This window comes from Salegentibacter maritimus, assembly GCF_016236915.1.
Lineage (GTDB): Bacteria > Bacteroidota > Bacteroidia > Flavobacteriales > Flavobacteriaceae > Salegentibacter > Salegentibacter maritimus.
Genome location: NZ_JAEHOK010000023.1, coordinates 43,097 through 51,398 on the forward strand (window position 1 = coordinate 43,097; position 8,302 = coordinate 51,398).

Sequence of the window (8,302 nt, forward strand, 5' to 3'; positions counted from 1 at the left end):
TTGTAAATATGACAATTTTAAGATTAAAAAACTCCTAAAAATTAATTATTTCTTAGGGGTAATAGGCTATAATGTTGAACTTACGGAAGGCCTGTAAATTTTTGTGGATTATTAGTGGGGAAAACTTTATTGAATTACTATTTTTGTTGTTTAAAAAGATACATCTAAATAGTATAGCATATAATGAAGACAATTCAATTTAGGGAAGCCGTTCAGCAAGCAATGAGCGAAGAGATGCGAAAAGACGAGTCTATTTATCTAATGGGCGAGGAAGTAGCAGAGTATAATGGTGCTTACAAAGCCTCTAAAGGTATGTTGGACGAATTTGGCCCTGATCGTGTAATAGATACCCCAATTGCAGAGCTTGGATTTGCTGGAATTGGTGTGGGTTCGGCAATGAATGGCAACAGGCCTATTATTGAATTCATGACCTTTAACTTCTCATTGGTTGGAATTGACCAGATAATAAATAATGCGGCTAAAATGCGCCAAATGAGTGGTGGCCAATTTAATATTCCTATCGTTTTTAGGGGGCCAACCGCTTCTGCCGGGCAATTGGGTGCAACGCACTCCCAGGCTTTTGAAAGTTGGTATGCCAACTGCCCGGGTCTAAAAGTAATTGTACCTTCAAATCCTTACGATGCCAAAGGTTTGCTGAAAGCTGCTATTCGTGATGATGATCCGGTAATCTTTATGGAGAGTGAGCAAATGTATGGTGATAAAGGAGAAGTACCTGAAGAAGAGTACGTACTGGAAATAGGAAAAGCCGATATTAAAAGAGAAGGTAGTGATGTAACAATTGTTTCCTTTGGAAAAATTATTAAAGAAGCATACAAAGCGGCCGAGAAATTGGCTGAAGACGATATTTCTTGCGAGATTATAGACCTTAGAACTATTCGCCCAATGGATCATGAGACTATTATCGAATCGGTTAAGAAAACCAATCGTTTAGTGATTTTGGAAGAAGCCTGGCCTTTTGGAAATATTTCTACTGAAATCACCTACCAGGTACAGTCTAAAGCTTTTGATTATTTAGATGCACCAATTGTAAAAATAAATACTGCCGATACACCGGCACCTTACTCTCCTGTATTGCTTAAAGAATGGTTGCCAAACAGCGACGATGTTATTAAAGCGGTTAAACAGGTGATGTATATTGACTAAAAAAGCCAGCAGGATGCTGGACTTAAAACTTAGCAATAAACAGGTAATTAATCATAACTCTATAAGTAACACCAATTATAGGTTAAGCTTGCAAATAGAGAGAACTTTTATAAATCTAAAACTTCATCGGATTCTGATTCGGTGAAGTTTTTTTTTGTCCTGAAGAACAATGAGGCCGAAAGCAACTTATCTTTCCTTATTATTTTTGCTTTGCTATACGATAATGGTATCGCAAACCAGGGTTGGTGGTGTGGTTAAAGATCAAAACGGCCAGGCTTTGCCTTTTGTGAATGTGATTTTTAATAATTCTTCGGAAGGGACAACCTCAGGTGAAAGAGGGAAGTTTTATTTGCAAAGTGAAAATAACCATACCGAACTCAAAATTTCTTTTATTGGTTATCAAACTGAAATAATCCCACTTCCGCAAAAAAGTAATCTTTCACTGGAGATAGTATTGCAGCAAGAGGCTTCAAGCCTTGATGAAGTGAAAATAATTAGAGGGAAAACTTCTAAGAAGAATAATCCCGCTATAGATATCCTGAGAAAAATCTGGAAAAATAGGCGAGATAACGGTGTTACTGCCTTTAAACAATATCAGTATAAAAAATATGAAAAGCTGGAATTCGAACTAGATGGTATAGATAGTTCAGTAGTGAAAAATCCAATTTTTAACGGAATGGAATTCATATTTGATTATGCCGATACCAATAGAATTACCGGAAAGACTATTTTACCGGTTTTTATAAACGAATCGGTTTCCAGGGTATATGGTGATAATGTAGAAAATAAAAAACGAGAAGATCTTTTAGGAAATAAAAACTCAGGATTTGATCAAAATCAAAATTTAATCGCTGCGGTAAAAGATGTGTATGATGAATATAATGTTTACGACAATTATATCAAGGTTTTTGACAAGAGTTTTGTAAGTCCGCTTTCTACAACCGGCATTAATAATTACAATTACGTATTAAGTGATAGTGCTTATGTAGAAAATAAGTGGTGTTATAATATTATTTACTATCCACGCCGGGAAAACGAGCTTACTTTTAAAGGAGATTTTTGGGTAAATGATACTACCTGGGCAATTAAGAAAATAAATCTTGAGGCTTCTCGCGATGCCAATATAAACTGGGTGAAGGAGTTGTATATAGAACAGGAGTTTGAGGTGCTTAACGATTCGGTGTTTTTAATATCCAAAGATTATTTCCAGGCTAATTTTTCTTTGACCAAAAAAGAGACTTCAAAAGGAGTGTATGCTAAAAGGACTCAAGTTTTTGACGAGTATCAATTTAATTTAAAGCAAGCAGAAGGATTTTACCACAAACAGGCATATAGGTTTAATAAAGAGGTTTATCAGCGGGGTCAGGATTTTTGGGATAAAAACCGTTTGGAAGAACTTAATAGGGCAGAGGAGGATATTTATGTGATGCTGGATAGTCTAACCAGTGTGCCCGCATTCAATAGAATTTATGATATTGCAACCATAGCCGAATCTGGGTATGTAGAGTTTAATGGCTGGGATTTTGGCCCTGTCTATTCCTTGTTCGATTATAATGAGGTAGAAGGGTTTAGGACCCGCATAGGGGGAAGAACTTATTTTGGGCAACACGACCCCTGGAGAATTGAAGGGTATCTGGCATATGGTCTTTTAGATGAAAAATTTAAATATGGAATTTCCGGGAAGTGGTTGTTGGATGTACGTTCGCGTTTCATAATTTCTGGAGGAAAAAGACACGATATTGTACAGTTGGGAGCCGGTTTAACCGGTAATACTACAGATGTTTTGGGGCGTAGTTTAGCATCTTCAGGACTTGTGAGCGTGGGAGACAATACTAAATTAAGTCATTTAAACTTAAATACTGTAAATCTTGAAATTGAGCCCTGGAATAATTTTAAGGTTCGGGTAGGTGCTTCTTATCGTGAGCTTAGTTCGGCCTCTCCAGATTTTAGTTTAGACTATTATACCGATAAAATGCAGTCTAACATTGCTTCAACTATAAAGCAAACAGAAATAGCAACTACTTTCACCTATACGCCGGGTAGGCAAACTTCCGGGTTTGGGGTAGAACAAAATGTAATTAATGAAGATGAATTTCCTACCTTCTTTTTTAATTATAGTCTGGGCTTAAAAGACATATTGAAAAGCGATTTTGATTATAAGAAAATCCAGTTTTTCTACAATCAGCCATTTAAAATTGGCGGTTTTGGTAGGGCAAATGTCAGCATGGAAGCCGGAAAAACCGTCGGCGAAGTTCCGCTGGGGCTTTTAAATGTGGTGCCTGGTAACCAAACTTACTTTTCTATGTATAATGCGTTTCCGGTACTTAATTTCTATGAATTTGTAACTGATACGTATGTTTCAGCACATTTTGATCATAATTTTAACGGAAGGTTATTTGCCAGGATTCCGCTTTTGCGAGAATTAAATTTGCGTGAACTTGTTGGTGTTAGGGCTGTTTGGGGAGAAATTTCTGAAGCAAATAAAGCGCTAAATGCTTCTGGAATTCCATTTCGCGCACCTAACAAGGCACCTTATTACGAATATAGCCTTGGAATAGGAAATATTCTTAAATTTCTAAGTGTAGAAGCTCATTTTAGAGGTAATTATTATAATGTACCAGAGTCACGATCTTTTGCAATAACAGCCTCCTTTGGTTTTCATTTCTAAATAGGCGTAATTAATACTGATTTTCACTATATTTGCCGCCTTTAAATGAGAAAAATAGAAAGAACATGTCAGATAGTTTTGATGTATTAATCGAGATCCCAAAAGGGAGTAGAAACAAATATGAATACGATTTTGAGTTAAAGAAAGTCCGTTACGACAGGATGATTTTTTCTTCAATGATGTACCCGGCCGATTACGGCTTTATTCCAAATACCCTGGCCCAGGATAGCGATCCATTAGATGTTTTGGTATTGGTAAGTGAACCAACTTTCCCCGGTGTTGTAATGGAAGTTAAACCAATTGGTGTTTTCCATATGGCCGACGAAAAAGGACCTGATGAAAAAATTATTTGTGTGCCGGTTTCAGATCCTATTTGGAATAGGTTGAATGACCTTAAAGAACTTAATGGCCACATGATTAAAGAAATTGAGCATTTCTTTAAGGTTTATAAAGATCTTGAGAAGAAAAAAGTAGATGTAGGTGGCTGGGGCGATGCTTCAGAAGCCAAAGAAATTATAAGACAATGCGTAGAGCGTTTTGAGAATTTTGATGGAGATAAAGGTCAATTTGGAATACAACCTTAATTTCAGTCACATAATTTTGACGATTTTAAAGCAATAACCTTAAAAAGTTATTGCTTTTTTAATTATCAGTGATTTACTACATTAGCCATATTAACTAAAACTTAACAATTAATATGGAATCAATAATGGTTTATATGCCTGCAATACTTGCAGTAGTAGGTCTTGTTTTTATGTGGGTAAAACGTTCCTGGGTACTTAAACAGGATGCCGGGGACGGCAAGATGAAAGATATTTCTTCACATATCTACGAAGGGGCACTTGCCTTTTTAAATGCAGAATATAAATTACTTAGTTTTTTTGTGGTTGGGGCCAGTATTGCCCTGGCAGCTATAGCCTATGTTGTGCCAACCACACATTACCTAATTATTGTTGCTTTTATTTTTGGAGCTTTTTTCTCGGCCCTGGCCGGAAATATGGGGATGAAGATCGCTACCCAAAGTAATGTGCGCACAACACAGGCGGCCCGAACCAGTTTGCCACAAGCTTTAAAAGTTTCTTTTGGGGGTGGTACCGTAATGGGTCTTGGCGTAGCCGGTTTAGCGGTACTTGGGCTAACCACATTTTTTATTTTATTCTACCATTATTTTATGGGTGGGCAGTGGAGTAATACCACTCAAATGACCGTTGTTTTGGAAACCCTGGCAGGTTTTTCCCTGGGTGCCGAGTCTATTGCATTATTTGCCCGTGTTGGCGGTGGAATCTACACAAAAGCTGCCGATGTTGGTGCCGATTTAGTGGGGAAAGTTGAAGCAGGAATCCCGGAAGACGACCCCAGGAATCCTGCAACCATTGCAGATAATGTAGGAGATAATGTTGGTGACGTGGCTGGAATGGGTGCCGATCTTTTTGGGAGTTATGTGGCTACCGTTCTTGCTACTATGGTTTTAGGAAATTATATTATTGAAGATATGGGCGGAAATATTGTCGATTCCGGGTTTGGAGGAATTGGTCCTATTTTATTGCCTATGGCTATTGCCGGTGCCGGTATTATTATTTCTATTATCGGGACGCTTTTAGTGAAAATAAGCAGTAATTCGGCTAAAGAAGCCCAGGTGCAAAAAGCATTGAATATCGGTAATTGGACCTCCATAGTTCTGGTAGCAGTGGCCAGTTACTTTTTGGTAACCTGGATGCTACCTAAAGAGACCTTAACTATGGGCTTCTTTGTTGGTGGATCTGAAGGTTTTGAATTTATGGAAATCGCATCAATTAGGGTGTTTTATGCTTCTTTGGTAGGAATAGTAGTGGGAGGTGTAATTTCGGCGGTTACCGAATATTATACCGGTCTAGGTAAAAAACCGGTACTCTCTATTGTGCAAAATTCGAGTACAGGAGCCGGAACTAATATTATTGCAGGTTTGGCTACCGGAATGATCTCTACCTTTCTTTCTGTGTTATTATTTGCATTAGCTATTTGGGCCTCTTACGCTTTTGCCGGATTTTACGGCGTTGCATTGGCGGCTTCAGCTATGATGGCCACTACAGCAATGCAATTGGCTATTGATGCTTTTGGGCCTATTGCCGATAATGCTGGGGGAATAGCCGAAATGAGCGAACTGCCGGCCGAGGTTAGAGAGCGCACCGATATCCTGGATTCTGTAGGAAATACTACTGCAGCTACCGGAAAAGGTTTTGCAATTGCTTCTGCCGCATTAACCTCACTGGCGCTTTTTGCTGCCTACGTAACTTTTACCGGAATTGACGGAATCAATATTTTTAAAGCCCCGGTTTTGGCGATGTTGTTTATTGGAGGCATGGTGCCCGTGGTTTTTTCAGCATTAGCCATGAAATCTGTTGGGAAAGCAGCTATGAAAATGGTAGAGGAAGTGAGACGACAGTTTAAAAGCATTCCAGGCATTATGGAAGGAACCTCGAAGCCTGAATATGATAAGTGTGTCGCTATTTCTACCGAAGCAGCCTTAAAAGAGATGTTGTTACCCGGAATTTTAACCATTGGCTTTCCAATTGCCATCGCCCTACTTCCTATGCTTTTTGGCTATGAGAATGTTTTAATAGCAGAGATGCTTGGCGGCTATATGGCCGGGGTGACTGTAAGCGGGGTGCTTTGGGCAATTTTTCAAAATAATGCCGGTGGTGCCTGGGATAATGCTAAAAAGTCTTTTGAAGCAGGAGTGATGATAAACGGAGAAATGACCTATAAAGGTTCTGATGCCCACAAAGCCGCGGTTACCGGAGATACGGTAGGAGATCCGTTTAAAGATACCTCCGGGCCTTCTATGAATATTTTAATTAAATTAACCTGTTTAATCGGTTTGGTAATTGCACCAATTTTAGGAGGACATACCCAAACCGATGTGCCTAACGAAGAGACTGCAATAAAAGAAGAGACTGCAATAAAAAAAGAGGTGATTATAAATAATAATGCTTCAACCGATGAGAGCTCCAAAGAAATCCAGGTTAATATGATTTCGGAAGGAAATGAAACTATTGCTAAAGTAAGAATTACTACTACTGAAAAAGGAAAAACTGCAGTACAGCAAAAAACTTTTACCGGTACCAAAGCCGAAGTAGAAAAACAGGTACAGCAGTTAAGAGATAGAATATACTAAAGTCAGGTTTTTTAAACCAAAGAGGCTGTTTGATTTTTTGTTAAAACCGTTATCCAGAATTTATTTTAGGATCTAAGATGTTTAGAATTTATTTCATGTTAGAAGCTGAAACAAGTTCCTTTAGACTTGCAAGAGTAAAATTTGTGTAAATTAAGGATTAAAAAAGAGTAGGCTAACTATAACAAGTTCCAGTTAAAAGAGCTATATGCTGATTCAGTACCTACTCTTTCCCTAAATAGTAACTCAAATAGAAATTCGGGATTAAAAGCCCATTATTAAGGAATTGAGTCCTATTTAATTTAATCCATTCATAACTAAAACCAAAATTATGAAAAATTCATTGACTTTTGTAGGTATTGATATCAGTAAAAACACATTGGATATTTGTTCTATAAAAGGTGAGAAGAAACTGGCCAAACGTATTGATAACAACAAAAAAGCTATAAAAGTTTTTTTTAGTGGCTCAAAGCCACAAAGTTTAAAAGTCTGTATTGAGAATACGGGGCGATATGGCCGTAAGATTATTGAAGTCTTAACCTCTTTAAATATCGTTTTTTACGAAGTAAATCCTTTGCATTTACACAAAAGTATTGGACTCACCAGAGGAAAAGATGATATTATAGATGCCTTCCGTATTGCTAAATTCCTGGAAAAAAACCACACAGAACTCGAACCACATCAAAAACCAGAACCGGGAATAGAAAAGCTGAAAGCACTTATATCCCATAGGAACCTGTTAATTAAGCAAAGAGCCCAACTCAAAGCAAAAAACAAAGAAAACCTACTGATTGCAGATCTTGACTTGCCGCAACTGGAAGAGCACGGAGCTGAACTTATTCAATTACTAACTGAAAAAATAAAACAAACCGACAAATCAATAATTGAGGTTATTGAGCACAATAGTGTATTGAAGCACCAATACCATTTAATACGTGCTATTCCTGGAGTAGGTCCTATTTTATCGTGGAATATGTTGATTAAAACAAATGCATTTAAATCGATCACAAATCCTCGTAAATTTGCCTGTTATGCTGGAGTGGCGCCATTTTCAAAAAGTTCAGGAACTTCTGTTTTTGGTAGGGCATCGGTTTCTATCTATGCAGATAAAGGCATTAAGAAAATACTGCATTTAGCAGCCATGAGGGCGATCCAATTGCCTTCTGATTTAAAACAATATTACCATCGAAAGGTAAATGAAGGCAAAAACAAAATGAGCGTCTTAAATGCTGTAAGAAATAAGATCATTCATAGAATTTTTGCCATCATAAAAAATCAAAAAATATATAATAATAACTTGCAAGTGTCATAGAAATCAG

At 37.6% G+C, this 8,302-nt stretch carries 5 protein-coding genes; all 5 read left to right on the forward strand.

Annotated features, from left to right (window positions below; translation table 11 throughout):
- Nucleotides 1–183: 183 nt before the first annotated feature.
- The 5 genes from I6U49_RS14385 to I6U49_RS14405 all read left to right on the forward strand — a co-directional run bounded on the left by I6U49_RS14385 (nt 184) and on the right by I6U49_RS14405 (nt 8,295).
- Nucleotides 184–1,164 carry a pyruvate dehydrogenase complex E1 component subunit beta gene (locus I6U49_RS14385; protein WP_193711657.1) on the forward strand — a complete coding sequence of 327 codons (981 nt, stop codon included), beginning with the start codon at nt 184–186 and terminating at the stop codon, nt 1,162–1,164.
- A gap of 169 nt (nt 1,165–1,333) precedes the next feature.
- On the forward strand, nt 1,334–3,832 hold the full coding sequence (locus tag I6U49_RS14390) for a DUF5686 and carboxypeptidase-like regulatory domain-containing protein (RefSeq protein WP_198629351.1): 2,499 nt from the start codon (nt 1,334–1,336) through the stop codon (nt 3,830–3,832).
- A gap of 65 nt (nt 3,833–3,897) precedes the next feature.
- Complete coding sequence (locus I6U49_RS14395) at nt 3,898–4,416, forward strand: inorganic diphosphatase (protein WP_193711655.1); 519 nt, start codon at nt 3,898–3,900, stop codon at nt 4,414–4,416.
- Between the two features lie 113 nt (nt 4,417–4,529).
- Nucleotides 4,530–6,986 carry a sodium-translocating pyrophosphatase gene (locus I6U49_RS14400; RefSeq protein WP_198629352.1) on the forward strand — a complete coding sequence of 819 codons (2,457 nt, stop codon included), beginning with the start codon at nt 4,530–4,532 and terminating at the stop codon, nt 6,984–6,986.
- Nucleotides 6,987–7,314: 328 nt separating this feature from the next.
- Nucleotides 7,315–8,295, forward strand: coding sequence for an IS110 family RNA-guided transposase (locus I6U49_RS14405; protein ID WP_198627550.1), 981 nt, complete (start codon nt 7,315–7,317; stop codon nt 8,293–8,295).
- Nucleotides 8,296–8,302 lie beyond the last annotated feature (7 nt).